Source organism: Rhodosalinus halophilus (assembly GCF_003298775.1).
GTDB classification, from domain to species: Bacteria; Pseudomonadota; Alphaproteobacteria; order Rhodobacterales; family Rhodobacteraceae; genus Rhodosalinus; species Rhodosalinus halophilus.
On the sequence record NZ_QNTQ01000006.1, the window covers coordinates 161,064 to 177,961 of the forward strand.

A 16,898-nucleotide genomic window follows, 5' to 3' on the forward strand; every position below is an offset into this window, starting at 1 on the left:
CCAGAACATCAATTCCATGCAATTTTCTTAATCCTGCGAGGTGATGCACCCAGGATGCGTCAACGACTGGAGGCAGACATGACCGGAACAGCACTCATCCTTGGCCCTAACGGCCGCTTCGGCCGCCATGTGGCGAACGCCTTGGCGCAGCGCGGCTGGACGCTGCGGCGCTTCGACCGTCAGAACGACGATCTCGACCGCGCGGCCGAAGGGGCCGACCTGATCGTGAACGGATGGAACCCGGCTTATCCCGACTGGGCCGCGCAGTTGCCCGGCCAGACCGCCGCGATCCGACGCGCCGCAGAACGGAGCGGCGCGACCGTGCTGGTGCCGGGCAACGTCTATGTCTTCGGTCCCGAGGCGCCCGAGCGCCTGGGCCCCGAGACGCCTCACCGCGCCCACAACCCGCTGGGCCGGCTGCGCATCGAGATGGAGCAGTCCTGGCGCGACTCGAACGTGCAGGTGATCCTGCTTCGCTGCGGCGACTTCCTCGACGATGCCGCGAGCGGCAACTGGTTCGACCGGGTGATGGCGCCGAAGCTGACGAGGGGGGTGCTCACCTACCCGGGGCGGGCCGACATTCCGCATGCCTGGGCCTACCTGCCGGACGTGGCGCGCGCGGCGGCCGATCTCGTGGAGCGCCGCGGGGCGCTGCCGCGTTTCGCCGAGATTCCCTTTCCGGGGCACACGCTGACCGGCCAGGCGCTCGGCGAGCTCTGCGCTGCGGCGCTGGGTCGTCCCGTTCGGATCGAGCGCTTCGCGTGGTGGCAACTCGCGCTCGCCACGCCCTTCTGGCCGATGGCCCGGCACTTGCGCGAGATGCGCTATCTCTGGGACATGCCGCATTGGCTGGAAGGCGAAACGCTCGCCGCTTCGCTGCCGGACTTCCGCGCGACGAGTCCGGCCGAGGCGGTCGGATCCGCAGTTGGAGCCGCCCTCGCGGACCGCGCCGGTCAGCCCTCTGGCGCGATGTCGGCCCAGACGAGCCGGTGACGCCCCGCGGCCTCGACCGCCGCGCGCAGCGGACCGGCCTCGGGCCAGACCACGCCCGCGCCGGTCACGCGCCAGTCGGCCGAGGGCAGCACGTAGTCCACCCGCAGGTTGCCGGGCACGGGGTCGTCCCAGTCCGCGGTGTCCAGCGCCGGGTCGCCTCTGTGCTCCGGGTTGGCCGCGGCGCGGCCGCCGCCGCTCATGGGGCGCGGATCCTGCAGACGCGGATCGGCGAGCAGCGCGCGGATCGCGTCGTGCCGGCCCTCGCCGTCCACCGGGTCGAGGTTCGCGTTGCCCAGCAGGACGAAGCGGTCGCCGGGCGGGGAGCCGAAGGCACCGTCGAGGAACAGCCGCCAGAACCGGATCTCGTCGGCGTTGCGGCGGCCGTTGCGGTCTTCGGGTCCGTCGAAGACGGGCGGCGTCGCGTCGAAGACCAGCAGGGTGATGGGCGCCGCCCCCTCGGGGCGCAGCGTGACCGCCCAGTGACCGTTGGAGGACAGGCGCTGCGCGTCCAGCGCTTCGGCGGAAAGATCCGCGCCGGGGGCGAGACTGTCGGGCAATTCGGCCCACGGCAGATCGGAGAAGTCGCGCGACGCCGCGGCGTCGATCGGGTGACGCGACAGGATCGCCATGCCGCCGTCGCCCGCGAAGCGGCCCCAGCCCTGCGCGTCCTCCGCCTCGCCGCGCCGCCCGTCGCCGTCGAGATCGAGGCCCGTCGCCATGCCGGCGTTGGGGCGCCGCGCGAAACGGTGGGGCAGGGGATGTCCGGCTTCGGCCACCATTTGAGCGAAGGCTTCGAGCGCCCGTCCCTCGTAGTCGTAGTCGAAGTCCGTGAGCAGCAGGATGTCCGGCGCAGCCGCCGCCACCACCTGCGCGGCGGCGCGGGCCTGCGTGTCTCCGCGGTCTATGTCGCGCAGCAGAAGGCCTGGCCCGTCACGCGAAAGCGCGGCGCCGAAGGTCGCCACACGCAACGTCTCCGCCGCGCAGCCGGCCGCCCAGAACGCGAGCGTCAGCGCGATCAGGCCGGCGCGAGTTCCCGTTCCCGTAGCTCGGTGGCGCGGCGCCTGCGCGACTCGATCATCTCGGCCACGCGGAACAGTGCGATGGCGCGCATGATCATGCTCACCGGAAGAAAGGCCCATACGCTCATCACCCAGATCAGGGTATGCGGATCGCTCAGGCGCAGCGGCCCGACAACCAGCGTCACCAGCTTGATCAACGCCGGTAGCACGAAGGGCACCAATGCGCCCAGAACGAGATTGGCCCGCCCCTCGCGGCGCAGCCGCAAGACGATGTCGCCGCCGCCCGTCGGATCGAAGAGCGGCATGTTGATCCACACGTTGAACGGCGTGTGGCGCACCGGCCAGCCGCGCCGCACGGACAGCGCGAAGGCGACGAGCGTCACGGCCGCGTAGAAGCACGAGAGACCGGCCGCGGCGCGCACCGCCTCGAGCATGGTGGTGCCCGAGGTGTCGGCGACGCTGATCAGCATCAGCCGCACGGGAGAATAGGGAAAATCGAGCGCCGCGCCGGCCAGGCCGCCCAGACCGGCGATCGCGCCGCTGAGAAGCGTCGGCCGGATCAGGTCGGCGCAGAGGATCGCGGTCGTGAGAACGACCGCCCAGAGACAGGCGAAGCGCAGCCTGTTGAAGGGCGGCGCGTCGCGGAATTCGACGACGCTGGGGTAGTCGGTGAAATACTCGACAAAGACGAAGGCGGCCGCGATGAAGCAGATGAGCGGCAAGACGAAGCCCGAGGCCCCCACGGTCCCCGGCAGCGCAAGCGCCGGGGTCGCCACCAGAAGCGCGGCGAGCACAGCGCGCAATCCCGCGCCCACGATCCTGTCGAGCACTGCCCTTTCCCTCTGTCGCGGTCGGGCCCGATGCGTTGTCGCGCCCTTGTTACCGGTCCGGACCCGCCAGGTATGGCGGGCTGCCTCAATTGCGCCCAAGTCTTGCCCCGTTTGTTCCACATGAACAACCACAGGGTTAAACCTGCCTGAGAAATCAGGCAGTTTCGCGGCGCAACTGGTGCGCCTTTGCATCACAATTGCGACGCCAATGCTGCGCGAGGGCCAGCAAATACAATATGTTGTGGGCCGAACCTGAAGCGGGCCAACCGCCCGAGCCGCTCAGACCCAGGGGCGCTCCGCCGCGACGCGCGACTCGTAGGCGTCGATCTCCGAGGCGCGCTCGAGCGTCAGCCCGATGTCGTCGAGACCCTCGAGCAGGCAATGCTTCTTGAAGGGGTCGATCTCGAAGCGGTATTCGGTGCCGTCCGCGCCCACGATCACCTGGTTCTCGAGATCCACGGTGATGCGCGCGTTGCCGCCCTGCTGCGCGTCTTCCATCAGCCGGTCCACCTGCTCCTGCGGCAGCGTGACGGGCAGGATGCCGTTCTTGAAGCAGTTGTTGTAGAAGATGTCGGCGTAGCTGGGCGCGATGATGCAGCGGATGCCGAAATCCTTGATCGCCCAGGGCGCGTGTTCGCGGCTCGACCCGCACCCGAAGTTCGCGCCCGTCACGAGGATTTCCGCATCCCGCCACGGCTCTTGGTTGAGCACGAAATCCGGGTTCTCCCTGCCGTCGTCGCCGTAGCGCATCTCGTCGAAGAGCGCGACGCCGAGGCCCGAGCGCTTGATCGTCTTCAGATACTGCTTCGGGATGATCATGTCGGTATCGACGTTGATCTGCGGCAGCGGCGCCGCGATGGCCGTCAGCTTGTCGAACTTTTCCATCTCACTCTCCTCTCGAGCGGCGGCGCAGGCCACTCGTTTCGCTTCAGGCTGCGCGCGCCGCCACCTCAGCCGCGCCCTGCGTCGCCCGTGCCCATGCCGCTCACATCAGCTCGCGCACGTCGGTGAGCCGTCCGGTGACGGCCGCGGCGGCCGCCATCGCGGGCGACATCAGATGCGTGCGCCCGCCGCGGCCCTGCCGGCCCTCGAAGTTGCGGTTCGAGGTCGCCGCGCAGCGCTCGCCCGGGCTGAGCTGGTCGGGGTTCATGCCGAGGCACATGGAGCATCCGGCGAGGCGCCAGTCGAACCCCGCCTCCTTGAAAACATCCGCGATGCCCTCTTCCTCGGCCTGCGCCCGCACGAGGCCCGAGCCGGGCACCACCATCGCCCGCACGCCTTCCTTGACCTTGCGGCCCTTGAGGATCGCGGCGGCCGCGCGCAGGTCTTCGATCCGCGCGTTGGTGCAGGAGCCGATGAAGACCGCGTCGATCGGGATCTGGTCGAGCGGCGTGCCTGCCTCGAGCCCCATGTACTGCAGCGCGCGCTTCGCCGCCTCGACCTTGCCGCCCTCGAAGCTTTCCGGGTCGGGCACGGCGCCGGTGATCGGCAGCACGTCTTCGGGCGAGGTGCCCCAGGTCACGACGGGCGCGATCTCGGAGGCGTCGAGCGTCACGATCTTGTCCCAGTGGGCGTCCTCGTCCGAGCGCAGCGTCTGCCACCAGGCCAGCGCGGCCTCCCACTGCGCGCCCTTGGGCGCGTGCGGCCTGCCCTTCACATAATCGAAGGTCGTCTCGTCCGGCGCGATCAGGCCGGCGCGCGCGCCGCCCTCGATCGCCATGTTGCAGACGGTCATGCGGCCTTCCATCGAGAGCGAACGGATCGCCTCGCCGCAATACTCGATGACGTGGCCGGTGCCCCCCGCGGTGCCGGTGCGGCCGATGATCGCGAGGGTGATGTCCTTGGCGGTCACGCCGGGCGGCAGCTGGCCAGTGACCTCGACCTTCATGTTCTTGGACTTCCGGGTGATCAGCGTCTGCGTGGCGAGCACATGCTCGACCTCCGACGTGCCGATACCGTGCGCGAGCGCCCCGAAGGCGCCGTGCGTCGAGGTGTGGCTGTCGCCGCAGACCACCGTCATGCCGGGCAGGGTCCAGCCCTGCTCGGGGCCGATGATGTGGACGATGCCCTGCCGGACGTCGCTCACGGGATAATAGGTCACGCCGAAGTCGCGCGCATTGCGGTCCAGCGCCTCGACCTGGATGCGGCTCTGCTCGTCGTCGATGTGGTCCACGCGGTCGGGTGTCGTGGGCACGTTGTGGTCGGGCACGGCGATCGTGCGCTCCGGCGCGCGGACCTTGCGCCCGGCCATGCGCAGCCCCTCGAAGGCCTGCGGGCTGGTGACCTCGTGGACGAGGTGGCGGTCGATGTAGATGAGCGCGGTGCCGTCCGCGTCCTCATGCACGAGATGGGCGTCCCAGATCTTGTCGTAGAGCGTCTTGGGGGACATTCGGTCTCTCCCGGTGAGTGGCTGTATGGCTCGGGCAGGGGGCAGGAGGCGCCGGACGGCGCCGCGGTCTCAGGCGGGACGCGCGAGCACGCTGCGCGCGGCGCCGAAGAAGCGCCAGGGGAGGCGCGCACGGTCGTCCATGTCGAAGACCCGGGTCATGCCCCAAGCAGATACAGCCCGTCCGGACGACTCGCAAGCGCCAAGGCTGCCGTTCCGTCGCCGGCGGGAGCCTTGCCGCGCTGACTCGTCCGATCCGGCCGGGACTGCGCGGCTTCATTGAATTGTCGCACCCGGATTGCTACCTTTGACCCACGCCCGGCGCCGGGGCGCTATGCGGCGCGACAAGCAAGGAGGACGATGTTCTGTCTCTCGACGTCAACGCGGCCCGTGCCGCAGACACAGGGACGCCCGTGACGGGCACCCCCGACCCGGAGCATCTGCGCGAGGCGCTGCTCTCCCGCGTGCTCGAAACCCTCGACGACAGCAAGGCCGAAGACATCGTGCAGATCGACCTGCGCGGCAAGTCGGCGATCGCCGATCACATGGTGATCTGCTCGGGCCGCAGCGCACGGCAAGTCGCGGCCATCGCCGATCGTCTGGTCGACAGCCTCAAGCAGGATCTCGGCGTGCTGTCGCGCGTCGAGGGCAAGGAGGCCGGCGACTGGGTGCTGATCGACGCAGGCGACGTGATCGTGCACGTCTTCCGCCCCGAGGTGCGCGAATTCTACCAGCTCGAGAAGATGTGGCTGGAGCCCGCGGCGGCGGCGAGCCGCGCCTGACGCGCCCTTGCGGCTGACCATCCGCGCGGTCGGCCGGCTGCGCGCCGGACCCGAACGCGCGCTGATCGACGATTACCTCGCGCGCGCGGGGCGCGCCGGGCGCAGGCTTGGCCTTGGCCCCTTCGACGAAGCCGAGGTCGAGGACCGCAAGGGCGGCGGGCCGGCGGCCGAGGCCGCGCTGCTGACCCGCAAGCTGCCGCCCGATGCCGTGTGCGTCGCGCTGGACGAGCGCGGGCACGCCCTTTCTTCCCCCGAACTCGCCGAGCGAATCACCGGCTGGCGCGACGCCGGTCGGCCCGAGGTGGTGTTTCTCATCGGTGGCGCGGACGGGCTGGACCCGGCCCTGCGCGATCGCGCGGACCTGAGCCTTTCGTTCGGGCGCATGGTCTGGCCGCATGCGCTGGCGCGCGTGATGCTGGCCGAACAGCTCTATCGCGTCACCCAGATCCTCGCGGGCACGCCCTATCACCGGGCATGAAGGCGCCTGCGGCGCCTGCGCTCCGCGCGGGGGTATTTGAAGACCATTGAAAGCGGGCGGTCATTCAATGGTCCATAAATACCCGATTGCGCCCTCGCGGCCGGGCGCACCGCCGGGTCAGACGCCCCGCAGCCCGGCCAGCACGAAGTCGCTTGCCAGCTCCGCGTAGGCCGCACGCGTGAGGCCCTTGCCGGGGCGGTGCCACATGTAGACCCAATTGAGGATGCCGAAGACGGACATCGTCACAGCACGCAGCCGGTCGGCGGGGAGGTGCGGGGCCTCCTCCGCCACCGCCGCGCTCATCGCCTGCACGAGCCGGCGCTGCGCCTCCATCAGCGGGGCCTTCATCTCTGGCGGAAGCGCGTCGAGCGACTCGAGCTGCAGCTTGTGCTCGGCGTCGGCGTCCTCGTAGGCGTCGAGGATCGCGCGCACGAGGCCGCGGACGCCCTCGGGACGCGCCGCATCGACCACCGCGACGAGGTGGCTCAGATGCGCGTCGAGGATATCGAAGAGCAGCGCCTCCTTGCTGTCGTAGTAGTGGTAGATCAGCGCCTTGGACACGCCGCAGTCGCGCGCGGCGCCGGCTATGGAAGCGCGGTCGTAGCCGTGGCGCGCGAAGTAGCGCGCCGCGCCCTTGCGCAACGCCGCGCGCTTGGCGTCGTGATCGCGTGCGAGTCCCCGCGCCACCGGATTCGTCAGCCGTCCTTGGGCCGGTTGTCCACGATCCGCACGGCCTTGCCCTCGGATCGCGCGACCGCGCCCGGATCCTCGACCTCGACCACTACGGTCACGCCGATCACGCTCTTGATCTTGTGGCGCAGATCCTGGCCCGCGCGCATCCGCGCCTCGGGGGCCGCGTAGTCGGCCGTGCACTCGCATTTCACGCGCATCTGATCCTTGTGGCCGATGCGGTCGAGCTCGAGCTGGAAGTGGGGGGCGAGGCCCTGCACCGTCATCAGCTGTTCCTCGATCTGCGTGGGAAAGACGTTCACGCCGCGCAGGATGATCATGTCGTCGGAGCGTCCGGTGATCTTTTCCATCCGCCGCAGACTGCGGGCCGTGCCCGGCATCAGGCGGGTCAGGTCGCGGGTGCGGTAGCGGATGATCGGGAAAGCCTCTTTCGTCAGAGAGGTGAAGACGAGCTCCCCCTTCTCGCCGTCGGGCAGCACCTCGCCGGTGTTGGGGTCGATCACCTCGGGGTAGAAGTGATCCTCCCAGACGTGCAGGCCGTCCTTGGTCTCGACGCATTCGTTGGCGACGCCCGGGCCCATCACCTCGGAGAGGCCGTAGATGTCCACCGCGTGCATGTCGAAGGCCTCCTCGATCTCGCGGCGCATCGCGTCGGTCCAGGGCTCGGCGCCGAAGATGCCGACCTTGAGCGGCGAGTTCCGCGGGTCGAGGCCCTGCGCGGCGTATTCGTCGATGATCGAGAGCGCGTAGGAGGGGGTGACGGTGATGCCGTCGGCGCGGAAGTCCTCGATCAGCCGCACCTGCCGCGGCGTCATGCCGCCCGAGACCGGGACCGTCGTCAGCCCCAGCTTCTCGGCCCCGAGGTGCACGCCCAGCCCGCCGGTGAAGAGCCCGTAGCCATAGGCGTTGTGCAGCAGGTTACCGGGGCGCAGGCCCGCGGCCCTGAGCGAGCGCGCAACCACCGTGCCCCAGACGTCGAGGTCGTTTTCCGTGTAGCCCACCACCGTCGGCTGCCCCGTCGTGCCCGAGGAGGCGTGGATGCGGATGACCTTCTCGCGCGGGACGGCGAACATCCCGAAGGGGTAGTTGTCGCGCAGGTCGGTCTTGACCGTGAAGGGGAACTTCGCGAGGTCCGACAGCGCCTTGAGGTCGTCGGGGTGCACGCCCGCCTTGTCGAAGCTCTCCTTGTAGAAGGGCACGTTGTCGTAGGCGTGGCGCAGCGACCACTTCATGCGCTCGAGCTGCAGCGCCTCGATCTCGTCGCGCGAGGCGGTCTCGATGTGCTCGAGGTCTCCGGGCTTGGGCGAGAGGTCTTCCATCAGACGGCCTCCAGAAGCAGCGAGATTCCCTGTCCCACGCCGATGCACATGGTGCAGACGGCGCGTTTCGCGCCCATGTCGCCCATCGTGATCGAGGCGGAGAGCGCGAGGCGCGCGCCCGACATGCCCAGTGGATGGCCGAGCGCGATGGCGCCGCCGTGCGGGTTCACGTGGTCGGGGTCGTCTGGCAGGCCGAGCTCGCGCAGCACGGCCAGCGACTGCGAGGCGAAGGCCTCGTTCAGCTCGATCAGGTCGATGTCGCCGATGGAGAGCCCGTGCCGCTCCATCAGCTTCTTGGTCGAGGGTGCGGGGCCGATGCCCATGATGCGCGGCGGCACGCCTGCCGTCGCCATGCCGGTGATCCGGGCGCGGGGGGTGAGCCCGTATTTCTCGACCGCCGCCTTCGAGGCGACGATCAGCGCCGCCGCGCCGTCGTTGACGCCGCTGGCGTTGCCCGCCGTCACAACGCCGTTCTCGCGGAAGGGCGCGTGGAGCGAGGCCAGCTTTTCCAGCGAGGTGTCGCGCGGGTGCTCGTCGCGGTCCACGACGACCGGCTCGCCCTTGCGCTGCGGAATGGTCACCGGCGTGATCTCGCGCGCCATGCGGCCCGACTGGATCGCCGCCATCGCCAGCGTCTGCGACCGCAGGGCGAAAACGTCCTGGTCGTGGCGCGAGACGTTGAACTCCTCGGCCACGTTCTCGGCCGTCTCGGGCATCGAATCGATGCCGTACTGCTTCTGCATCAGCTTGTTGACGAAGCGCCAGCCGATGGTGGTGTCGTGGACCGCGTTGTTGCGGGAAAACGCCGTCTCTGCCTTCGGCATGACGAAGGGCGCGCGGCTCATGCTCTCCACCCCGCCGGCCAGCACCACGTCGGCCTCGCCGCAGCGGATCATGCGCGCGGCCATGCCCACGGCATCGAGCCCCGAGCCGCAGAGGCGGTTGACGGTGGTGCCGGGCACCTCCTCACCCAGCCCGGCCAGCAGGGCGGCCATGCGGGCGACATTGCGGTTGTCCTCGCCCGCCTGGTTGGCGCAGCCCATGATGACCTCGTCGATCCTGAGCCCGTCGAAGGGCCTGACGACCTCGCGCATGACGTGGGCCAGCATGTCGTCGGGGCGCACCGCCGAAAGCGCGCCGCCGTAGCGGCCGACGGGCGTGCGCAGGCCCTCGCAGAGATAGGCGTCGGTCATTGATCCTCCTCGAAATGCTGTCCGGCGATCTGCCGGGAATGGCCGCGGAACTGCGCGACCTCGCGCCCGTCGGGCGCGGTCACGACCACGTCGTAGATGCCGGAGCGGCCCGAGCGGCTGAGCTCGCGCGCCACCGCCGTCAGCCGCTCGCCGGCCTTGCCCGGCGACAGGAAGGTGACGACGTTCATCTGCGCCACCACGTTCTGGTTGTAGCTGTTGCAGGCGAAGGCGAAGGCGCTGTCGGCGAGCGTGAAGATGTAGCCGCCATGGCAGATGTCGTGCCCGTTGAGGTGATGGTCCTGCACCTCGAAGCTCAGCGTCGCGGTGCCGGGGCCAACCGCGTCGAGCGACATGCCCAGCCATTTGGACGCGCGGTCGTTGGCCCACATCGCCGCCGCGCTTTTCTCGGCCCGTTCCTGCGGTGTCACGGCTCACCTCCCTCGACCGGCGGCACCCTGCACAAAACCGACCGAGCGGTCAAGAGTGTTGATTTCCGCCGCGTCCGCGTTCATGCTCGCGCAAACCCGAAGGAGGCACTTCATGCTCGCACCCGAAAGCTACGCCGCCGGCCGCTGGGTCGCGCCCGGCGACCGCGCCCGTTCCATCCTCGGCCCCGTCGAGGGGAAGGAGATCGCCCGCGCAGGCGGCACCGACCTCGATTTCCAGGCGATGATCGACTGGGCGGTGGGGACCGGCGGCCCGGAACTGCGCGCCATGACCTTCCACGAGCGCGCGAAGATGCTCAAGGCGCTGGCGACCTACCTCAACGAGCGGAAGGAAGAACTCTACGCCATCAACCCGCTCACCGGCGCCACCCGGCGCGACGGCGGCGTGGACATCGACGGCGGCATCGGGACGATGTTCGTCTTCGCCTCGAAGGGCCGGCGCGAGATGCCGGACGGCCACGTCTATCTCGACGGCGCGGTCGAGCAGCTGTCGAAGGGTGGCAGCTTCCTGGGCCAGCACATCGCGGTGCCGCTGCGCGGCGTGGCGGTGCACATCAACGCCTTCAACTTCCCCGTCTGGGGGATGCTGGAAAAGCTGGCGCCGACCCTGCTGGCCGGCATGCCCGCGATCGTGAAGCCCGCGACGCAGACCTGCTACCTGACCGAGGCGTGCTTTCGCATGATGATCGAGTCCGGGCTGCTGCCCGAGGGCGCGGTGCAGCTCGTCATCGGCGGAACGGGCGACCTGCTGGACCGGCTCGGCCCGCAGGATGTGGTGAGCTTCACCGGCTCGGCCGACACCGCGGGCAAGCTGCGGTCCAATCCCAACCTGCTGCGCCGCTCGGTCCGCTTTCACGCCGAACAGGACAGCCTCAACGCCTCCATCCTCGGTCCCGACGCCACGCCCGGCACGCCGGAGTTCGATCTGTTCGTCAAGGAGGCGGCGAACGAGATGACCACCAAGGCGGGGCAGAAATGCACCGCCACCCGCCGCATGATCGTCCCCGAGGCCCAGATCGACGCGGTGGCCGAGGCGCTTGCCGAACGGCTGGCGAAAACCACCGTGGGCCGCCCCGACGCCGAGGGCGTGCGCATGGGCGCGCTGGCCTCGGCCGATCAGAAGCGCGACGTGCTGGAAAAGGTCGCGGCCTTCGCCGGCGAGGTCGAGCGCGTCTATGGCGACCCCGACCAGTTCGAGCTGATCGACGCCCCGGCCGAGGGCGCCTATCTGCCGCCGATGCTCTTCCGCTGCCCCGATCCCGACAGCGCCTCTGCCGTGCATGCCATCGAGGCCTTCGGCCCGGTCTCCACCCTCCTGCCCTACCGCGATCTGCCGCATGCGGCGGCGCTCGCGAACCGCGGCGAGGGCTCGCTCGTGGCCTCGGTCATCACGCATGACCCGGCCGTGGCGCGCGAGATCACGCTGGAGGCGGCGGCCTGGCACGGGCGGCTCTACTTCAACGACCGCACCTCGATGAAGGAAAGCACGGGCCACGGCTCGCCCCTGCCGCACATGGTGCACGGCGGCCCGGGCCGCGCGGGCGGTGGCGAGGAGCTGGGCGGCGTGCGCGGCGTGCTGCACTACATGCAGCGCACGGCGGTGCAGGGCAGCCCCGACATCCTGACCGCGATCGGCGGGCAGTGGGTGCGGGGCGCCGAGGAAAGGACCGGACCCACGCACCCCTTCCAGCGCACCTTCACCGAGATCGAGATCGGCGAGACGATCCATACCGAGGCGCGCGAGGTCACGCTCGACGACATCGAGCATTTTGCCGCGTTCACCGGCGACACCTTCTACGCCCACATGGACGAGGAGGCGGCGAAGGCGAACCCCTTCTTCCCCGGCCGCGTCGCACATGGCTACCTGCTGATCTCCTTCGCCGCGGGGCTCTTCGTGCAGCCCGATCCGGGACCGGTGCTGGCCAACACGGGCCTCAACGCGCTGAGCTTCCAGAAGCCCGTCAGCCCCGGCGACAAGGTGAAGGTGCGGCTGACGGCCAAGCGCAAGACGCGCCGCACCGACGAGTACGGCGAGGTCGCCTGGGACGTGGCGATGACCAACCAGGACGGCGAGCAGGTCGCGCAGTACGAGTTGCTCACGATGGTCGCCTACACCCGCTGAGATGGACGTGCCGGCCGACCCTCTCGCGCCGCTGATCGACGCGCTGCACGCGGAGGGGCGGCCGCGCGTCTGGTCGCTGGTCATCACCGTCTTCGGCGACAGCGTGCAGCCGCGCGGCGGCCGCATCGCCACCACGCGGCTGCAGCGTCTGCTGGGGCGGATCGGGGTGGAGCCCGGCGCGCTGCGCACCGCGCTCTCGCGGCTCCGGCGCGACGGCTGGGTCATGGCCGAGCGCGAGGGACGCTTCAGCCTCTACCGCCTCAGCGAAAGCGGGCTGGCGCGCTTCGCCCCGGCCACGGAACGCATCTACGCCCCCCCGCGCGAGGGCGAGGTGCACCGCTGGACGCTCGCGCTGGGCGGTGCGGGCGCGCAGGGCATTCCGGTCGCGCCGAGCCTGCGCCTGATCCCGGAGGCCGAGGCGGGGGACGCAGACCTCGCCGTCACCGGGGCGCTCTCCGCCCTCGCCCCCGGTTTCGCCGAGGCGCTGCTGCCCGAGCCGCATCGCGCCGCGCTCGCCGCGCTGGCCGCCGATCTCGCCGCGCTCGAGGGCCTGGCGCTCGGCCCGCTCGACGCCGCGGCCGCGCGCACTCTGCTCATCCACCGCTGGCGGCGGCTCGTCCTGCGCTGGCCCGAGCTTCCGCCGGTCCTGTTGCCGCAGGAGGCGCCGCGGGATCCGCGGGCGGCGGTGGCGCGCGCCTGGCGCGCGCTCACGCCGAAGGCCGAGGCGTGGCTCGATTCGGCGGACGCCCGCATGCCCGCTATGCCGCCCGCGGGCGCGGCGCTGGCCCGCCGCTTCGCGCAGGCGTCTTGATTTGCGCGCCAAAGGGCGCAACTGTGACAGCATGCAGGCCCCCATCCCCTTCGGCGCCGCCGGGCAGGCCGACCGCGTCTCCTTCGACCGTTCGGAGCTCAACGTGATCCTGTCGCTGTACGGCCGCATGGTGGCCGCCGGCGAATGGCGCGACTACGGCCTCTCGTTCCTGCGCGACGTCGCCGTCTTCTCGGTCTTCCGCCGCACCGCGGAGCACCCGCTCTACCGGATCGAGAAGCGCCCGAGGCTTCGGAACCGGCAGGGCCAATACGCCGTCATCGGCATGGACGGCCAGGTGCTCAAGCGCGGGCACGATCTCAGGACCGTCCTGCGCGTGCTCGAGCGCAAGCTGATCCGCACGGTGGAATGACGGTGAGGGCCGCGCCCGGTCCTTCCTCTTGCCGAAGATTCACTCGGGGGTGAATGCCGCGCCGCGCGCGGCAGCGGGGGCGGAAAGCCCCCTTCGGCGGCGCCTCAGACCGGCAGCCCGGCCTCGGCGAAGAGCGCCTTCAGATCCGCCTCGGGTCGCGCGCCGTAATGCGAGATAACCTCGCGCGCGGCGACCACGCCCATGCGGCCGGCCACCTCCAGCGACTGGCCGGTGGCGAGGCCGTAGAGGAAGCCGGCCGCGAACTGGTCGCCCGCGCCGGTGGCGTCCACCGGCGTGACCTGTTCGACCGGCACGCGCGCCTCCTCGTCGCCGCGCACCAGCACCACGTCGTGGCCCGAGCGGGTGCAGACGATCAGCCCGCTTTCCGAGGCGGCCTGTTCCAGCGCGGCGGAGAGGTCGGTTTCGTAGAGCGACTCCCACTCGTGCTCGTGCCGATCACGAAGTCGAGCTCGGTCACCAGCTTGCGGAAATCCGCGCGGTGGCGGTCCACGCAGAACGGGTCCGACAGCGTGATGCCCGCCATTCCCCCCGCGGCGCGGCAGGCGCGCGCGGCGGCGGTGAAGGCCTCCTTTCCCTTGGGCTTGTCGTAGAGATAACCCTCCAGAAACAGAAGCTCGGTGTCGCCCGCCACGCGCGGATCGACGTCCTCGGGTCCCAGTTCGGCGGAGATGCCGAGATAGGTGTTCATCGACCGCTCGCCGTCGGGGGTGACGAAGATCATCGAGCGCGAGGTGGGCGCCTCTCCCTCGGGCTTCGGGGTGTTGGGGAAGTCGGTGCCGTCCCCGGCCATGTTGTCGGCGTAGAAGCGGCCGAGCGAGTCGTCGCGCACCCGGCCGATGAAAGCCGTCCTGAGCCCGAGGTTCCCGATCCCGGCCAGCGTGTTGGCCACCGAGCCGCCCGGCGCCTGCCAGCGGTCCTGCATCGCCTCGTAGAGAAACTCGGCGCGGTCGCCCTCGATCAGCTGCATGATCCCCTTCTCGATGCCCATCCTGGACAGGAAACCGTCGTCGCAGTTGCTGATGACGTCGACGATCGCGTTGCCGATGCCGACCACCTTGTAGGTCTTCACAGATTCTTCTCCTCGTAGGCACAAAGGTCGCGGATGAGGCAGGTCGCGCAGAGCGGCTTGCGCGCCTTGCAGACGTAGCGGCCGTGCAGGATCATCCAGTGATGCGCATGGAGCTGGAACTCCGCCGGCACCTGGTCCTCGATGGCGCGCTCCACGGCCAGCACGTCCTTGCCCGGCGCGATGCCGCTCCGGTTGGCGAGGCGGAAGATATGCGTGTCCACCGCCTGCGCCGGGTACCGCCACCACATGTTGAGCACGACGTTCGCGGTCTTGCGCCCCACGCCCGGCAGCGACTGCAGCGCCGCGCGCGAAGAGGGCACCTCGCCCCCGTAGTCCTCCACGAGGATGCGCGACAGCTTCATCACGTTCTTCGCCTTGTTGCGGTAAAGCCCGATCGTCCTGATGTGCTCGATCAGCCCTTCCTCGCCCAGCTCCAGCATCTTCTGTGGCGTGTCCGCCACGTCAAAGAGGCGGCGGGTGGCCTTGTTCACGCCGGCGTCGGTGGCCTGCGCGGACAGCGCGACCGCGACCAGGAGCGTGTAGGCGTTGACGTGCTCCAGCTCGCCCTTCGGCTCCGGCTCCGCGGCACGGAACCGCGCGAAGATCTCGCGGATCGAGTGATAGTCGAGCTGTGCGGCCATGGCGCCTGTCATGCCTTGCGGGGGCGGGATGCGCAACATCCGGGTCGCGCGGGCACAGCAGGCCCCCTAGAAGATGCAGGAGCGCAACGCATGAGGGGCGAGCAGATGGACGCCGCCGAGGAGAGCTATCACTACCACGTCATTCGCCGGGCGCTGGACGTGATCGACGCCGCCGACGCGGAGCTGTCGCTCGAGGAGCTCGCGGCGCGGCTCGGCATGAGCGCCGCGCATTTCCAGCGGGTCTTCTCGCGCTGGGTCGGCGTCTCGCCCAAGCGGTATCAGCAATACCTCGCGCTGGGCCATGCCAAGGCGCTCCTTCGCGAGCGATTCTCGACGCTCGAGGCGGCGCATGCCGCCGGGCTTTCGGGCGGCGGGCGGCTGCACGACCTCTTCCTGCGGTGGGAGGCGATGCGGCCGGGCGATTACGCCCGGCGCGGCGCGGGCCTGGGCATCCGCTACGGCTGGTTCCCGAGCCCCTTCGGCGAGGTGCTCGCGATGGGCACCGATCAGGGGCTCTGCGGCCTCGCCTTCGCCGAGGAGACGGGGCGCGACGCGGCCTTCGCGGACATGGTCGCGCGCTGGCCCGAGGCGGGATTCACGGAGGCGCCCGAGGCGGTCGCGCCCTGGGTCGGGGCGGCCTTCGGCGGAGGGGGGCGCGTGGCGCTGCACGTCTTCGGGGCGCCTTTCCAGATCAAGGTCTGGGAGGCGCTGCTCACGATTCCCTCCGGGAGCGTCACGACCTACGGCCGGATCGCTGAGGCGGTCGGCGCACCGGGCGCCGCCCGCGCCGTGGGCGGGGCGGTCGGACGCAACCCGGTGAGCTGGCTCATTCCCTGTCATCGGGCGATCGCCGGTTCGGGCAAGCTCACGGGGTATCACTGGGGACTGCCGGTCAAGCGGGCCATGCTCGCCTGGGAGTCCGCGCGCGCCGAGGCGTGAACCGGCGCGCGAAATGCTGCTCATTTCGTGCAGCGGGGCGGTTTTCCCGGCGCGCGCCACGGGTTAGTGTCGCGCCGAGGCCCCGCGTGGCGGGCCGAGGCAGAAAGGCGTATCGATGAAGAAACCGATCCTTGCGGCCACCGCGTCGCTCGTCCTGCTGGCAGGCTGCGCCGTGGACCCGAACGACCCCAACCGCAACACGCGCCAGGGCACCATGGTGGGTGCCGGGCTCGGTGCCGCGCTGGGCGCGATCATGGGCAACGACCCCGAGGAACGCCGCCGCAACGCCGCGGCCGGCGCGGTGCTCGGCGCGGTCGGCGGCGCGGTGACGGGCTCGATCCTCGACCGGCAGGAGGCCGAGCTGCGCCGGGATCTCGAGCAGGACGGGGTGCTCATCGAGAATACCGGCGACGAACTCGTCGTCAGCTTCACCGACAACATCCTCTTCGACGTGGACAGCGCCGCGGTGAAGCCCGCCTTCCAGGACGAGCTCAGGACGCTGGCCGCGAGCCTTCAGCGCTACCCAGGCAGCATCGTGCGGGTGACGGGACACACCGACAACACCGGCGACGCAGGCTACAACCAGCGCCTGTCCGAGCGCCGGGCGGGGTCGGTCGCCAACGTGCTGATCGGCTCGGGCGTCTCGCCCTCGCGGATCGTCTCGACCGGCGTCGGCGAAGCGCAGCCGGTGGCGAGCAATCTCACGCCGGAGGGCCGGGCGCGCAACCGCCGCGTGGACGTGGTGATCGTCCCGACGAACGCCTGACCGGCGGCGCTCGGCAGTGGCGG

Annotated in this window: 17 protein-coding genes and 1 pseudogene; 8 read left to right on the top strand and 10 right to left on the bottom strand. The window is 70.3% G+C overall.

Annotated features, from left to right (window positions below; genetic code table 11):
* Window positions 1–78 precede the first annotated feature (78 nt).
* Window positions 79–993 (top strand): Rossmann-fold NAD(P)-binding domain-containing protein, encoded by a 915-nt coding sequence (locus DRV85_RS07345; protein ID WP_113288805.1) that lies wholly within the window; start codon window positions 79–81, stop codon window positions 991–993.
* On the opposite strand, the gene DRV85_RS07350 is transcribed toward DRV85_RS07345, so the two are convergent.
* From DRV85_RS07350 to leuC, 4 genes are all read right to left on the bottom strand, one after another.
* Complete coding sequence (locus tag DRV85_RS07350) at window positions 954–1,955, bottom strand: endonuclease/exonuclease/phosphatase family protein (protein ID WP_233495428.1); 1,002 nt, start codon at window positions 1,953–1,955, stop codon at window positions 954–956. The two genes, DRV85_RS07345 and DRV85_RS07350, sit on opposite strands and share 40 nt — an antisense overlap.
* A gap of 53 nt (window positions 1,956–2,008) precedes the next feature.
* Window positions 2,009–2,842 (bottom strand): hypothetical protein, encoded by an 834-nt coding sequence (locus DRV85_RS19490; protein WP_233495429.1) that lies wholly within the window; start codon window positions 2,840–2,842, stop codon window positions 2,009–2,011.
* 279 nt (window positions 2,843–3,121) lie between these two features.
* On the bottom strand, window positions 3,122–3,727 hold the full coding sequence (gene leuD, locus DRV85_RS07360; protein WP_113288807.1) for a 3-isopropylmalate dehydratase small subunit: 606 nt from the start codon (window positions 3,725–3,727) through the stop codon (window positions 3,122–3,124).
* Window positions 3,728–3,827: 100 nt separating this feature from the next.
* Window positions 3,828–5,231, bottom strand: coding sequence for a 3-isopropylmalate dehydratase large subunit (leuC, locus tag DRV85_RS07365; RefSeq protein WP_113288808.1), 1,404 nt, complete (start codon window positions 5,229–5,231; stop codon window positions 3,828–3,830).
* Between the two features lie 410 nt (window positions 5,232–5,641).
* Between leuC and rsfS the strand changes: the two genes are divergently transcribed.
* Both rsfS and rlmH read left to right on the top strand, forming a co-directional pair.
* The gene (gene rsfS / locus DRV85_RS07375; RefSeq protein WP_233495430.1) at window positions 5,642–6,010 is read left to right on the top strand and encodes a ribosome silencing factor; all 369 of its coding nucleotides are present in this window, start codon (window positions 5,642–5,644) and stop codon (window positions 6,008–6,010) included.
* Between the two features lie 7 nt (window positions 6,011–6,017).
* On the top strand, window positions 6,018–6,488 hold the full coding sequence (rlmH, locus tag DRV85_RS07380; RefSeq protein ID WP_113288811.1) for a 23S rRNA (pseudouridine(1915)-N(3))-methyltransferase RlmH: 471 nt from the start codon (window positions 6,018–6,020) through the stop codon (window positions 6,486–6,488).
* Window positions 6,489–6,605: 117 nt separating this feature from the next.
* On the opposite strand, the gene DRV85_RS07385 is transcribed toward rlmH, so the two are convergent.
* From DRV85_RS07385 to paaI, 4 genes are read right to left on the bottom strand one after another with little or no spacing between them, the layout of a single operon-like run.
* Window positions 6,606–7,175, bottom strand: coding sequence for a TetR/AcrR family transcriptional regulator (locus DRV85_RS07385; protein ID WP_113288812.1), 570 nt, complete (start codon window positions 7,173–7,175; stop codon window positions 6,606–6,608).
* A gap of 8 nt (window positions 7,176–7,183) precedes the next feature.
* Complete coding sequence (paaK, locus tag DRV85_RS07390; RefSeq protein WP_113288813.1) at window positions 7,184–8,497, bottom strand: phenylacetate--CoA ligase PaaK; 1,314 nt, start codon at window positions 8,495–8,497, stop codon at window positions 7,184–7,186.
* On the bottom strand, window positions 8,497–9,690 hold the full coding sequence (gene pcaF / locus DRV85_RS07395; protein ID WP_113288814.1) for a 3-oxoadipyl-CoA thiolase: 1,194 nt from the start codon (window positions 9,688–9,690) through the stop codon (window positions 8,497–8,499). Before pcaF ends, paaK begins: the two co-directional genes overlap by 1 nt.
* Window positions 9,687–10,118, bottom strand: a complete 432-nt coding sequence (gene paaI / locus DRV85_RS07400) for a hydroxyphenylacetyl-CoA thioesterase PaaI (protein WP_113288815.1) — start codon at window positions 10,116–10,118, stop codon at window positions 9,687–9,689. Before paaI ends, pcaF begins: the two co-directional genes overlap by 4 nt.
* 112 nt (window positions 10,119–10,230) lie before the next feature.
* Between paaI and paaZ the strand changes: the two genes are divergently transcribed.
* Genes paaZ through DRV85_RS07415 form a run of 3 tightly spaced genes read left to right on the top strand, consistent with a single transcriptional unit; the run spans window position 10,231 to window position 13,439 of the window.
* Window positions 10,231–12,258: a phenylacetic acid degradation bifunctional protein PaaZ gene (paaZ, locus tag DRV85_RS07405; protein ID WP_113288816.1), complete on the top strand. Its 2,028-nt coding sequence runs from the start codon at window positions 10,231–10,233 to the stop codon at window positions 12,256–12,258.
* 1 nt (window position 12,259) lies between these two features.
* Window positions 12,260–13,069 carry a PaaX family transcriptional regulator C-terminal domain-containing protein gene (locus tag DRV85_RS07410; RefSeq protein WP_113288817.1) on the top strand — a complete coding sequence of 270 codons (810 nt, stop codon included), beginning with the start codon at window positions 12,260–12,262 and terminating at the stop codon, window positions 13,067–13,069.
* 31 nt (window positions 13,070–13,100) lie between these two features.
* On the top strand, window positions 13,101–13,439 hold the full coding sequence (locus DRV85_RS07415) for a DUF2794 domain-containing protein (RefSeq protein ID WP_113288818.1): 339 nt from the start codon (window positions 13,101–13,103) through the stop codon (window positions 13,437–13,439).
* Window positions 13,440–13,543: 104 nt separating this feature from the next.
* Here the strand turns inward: DRV85_RS07415 and DRV85_RS07420 are convergent.
* Window positions 13,544–14,529: pseudogene (locus tag DRV85_RS07420) on the bottom strand (adenosine kinase).
* A complete protein-coding gene (nth, locus tag DRV85_RS07425) occupies window positions 14,526–15,170 on the bottom strand; it encodes an endonuclease III (protein WP_113288819.1) in 645 nt (214 codons plus the stop codon). The pseudogene DRV85_RS07420 and the gene nth overlap by 4 nt, the downstream one beginning before the upstream one ends.
* Window positions 15,171–15,260: 90 nt before the next feature.
* On the opposite strand from nth, the gene DRV85_RS07430 reads away from it, so the two are divergent.
* Together DRV85_RS07430 and DRV85_RS07435 are read left to right on the top strand one after the other, a co-directional pair.
* Window positions 15,261–16,109, top strand: coding sequence for a methylated-DNA--[protein]-cysteine S-methyltransferase (locus DRV85_RS07430; RefSeq protein WP_420820911.1), 849 nt, complete (start codon window positions 15,261–15,263; stop codon window positions 16,107–16,109).
* A 115-nt stretch (window positions 16,110–16,224) separates the two neighbouring features.
* On the top strand, window positions 16,225–16,875 hold the full coding sequence (locus DRV85_RS07435) for a YiaD family glycine zipper/OmpA-like lipoprotein (protein WP_113288820.1): 651 nt from the start codon (window positions 16,225–16,227) through the stop codon (window positions 16,873–16,875).
* Window positions 16,876–16,898: the final 23 nt, after the last annotated feature.

Coding starts and splice junctions, on each gene's coding strand:
- pcaF (WP_113288814.1), bottom strand. CDS start 9,690: ATGACCGACGCCTATCTCTGCGAGGGCCTGCGCACGCCCGTCGGCCGC.
- DRV85_RS07410 (WP_113288817.1), top strand. CDS start 12,260: ATGGACGTGCCGGCCGACCCTCTCGCGCCGCTGATCGACGCGCTGCAC.
- DRV85_RS07430 (WP_420820911.1), top strand. CDS start 15,261: ATGAGGGGCGAGCAGATGGACGCCGCCGAGGAGAGCTATCACTACCAC.
- paaK (WP_113288813.1), bottom strand. CDS start 8,497: ATGGAAGACCTCTCGCCCAAGCCCGGAGACCTCGAGCACATCGAGACC.
- leuD (WP_113288807.1), bottom strand. CDS start 3,727: ATGGAAAAGTTCGACAAGCTGACGGCCATCGCGGCGCCGCTGCCGCAG.
- DRV85_RS07345 (WP_113288805.1), top strand. CDS start 79: ATGACCGGAACAGCACTCATCCTTGGCCCTAACGGCCGCTTCGGCCGC.
- nth (WP_113288819.1), bottom strand. CDS start 15,170: ATGGCCGCACAGCTCGACTATCACTCGATCCGCGAGATCTTCGCGCGG.
- DRV85_RS07415 (WP_113288818.1), top strand. CDS start 13,101: ATGCAGGCCCCCATCCCCTTCGGCGCCGCCGGGCAGGCCGACCGCGTC.
- paaZ (WP_113288816.1), top strand. CDS start 10,231: ATGCTCGCACCCGAAAGCTACGCCGCCGGCCGCTGGGTCGCGCCCGGC.
- leuC (WP_113288808.1), bottom strand. CDS start 5,231: ATGTCCCCCAAGACGCTCTACGACAAGATCTGGGACGCCCATCTCGTG.
- DRV85_RS07435 (WP_113288820.1), top strand. CDS start 16,225: ATGAAGAAACCGATCCTTGCGGCCACCGCGTCGCTCGTCCTGCTGGCA.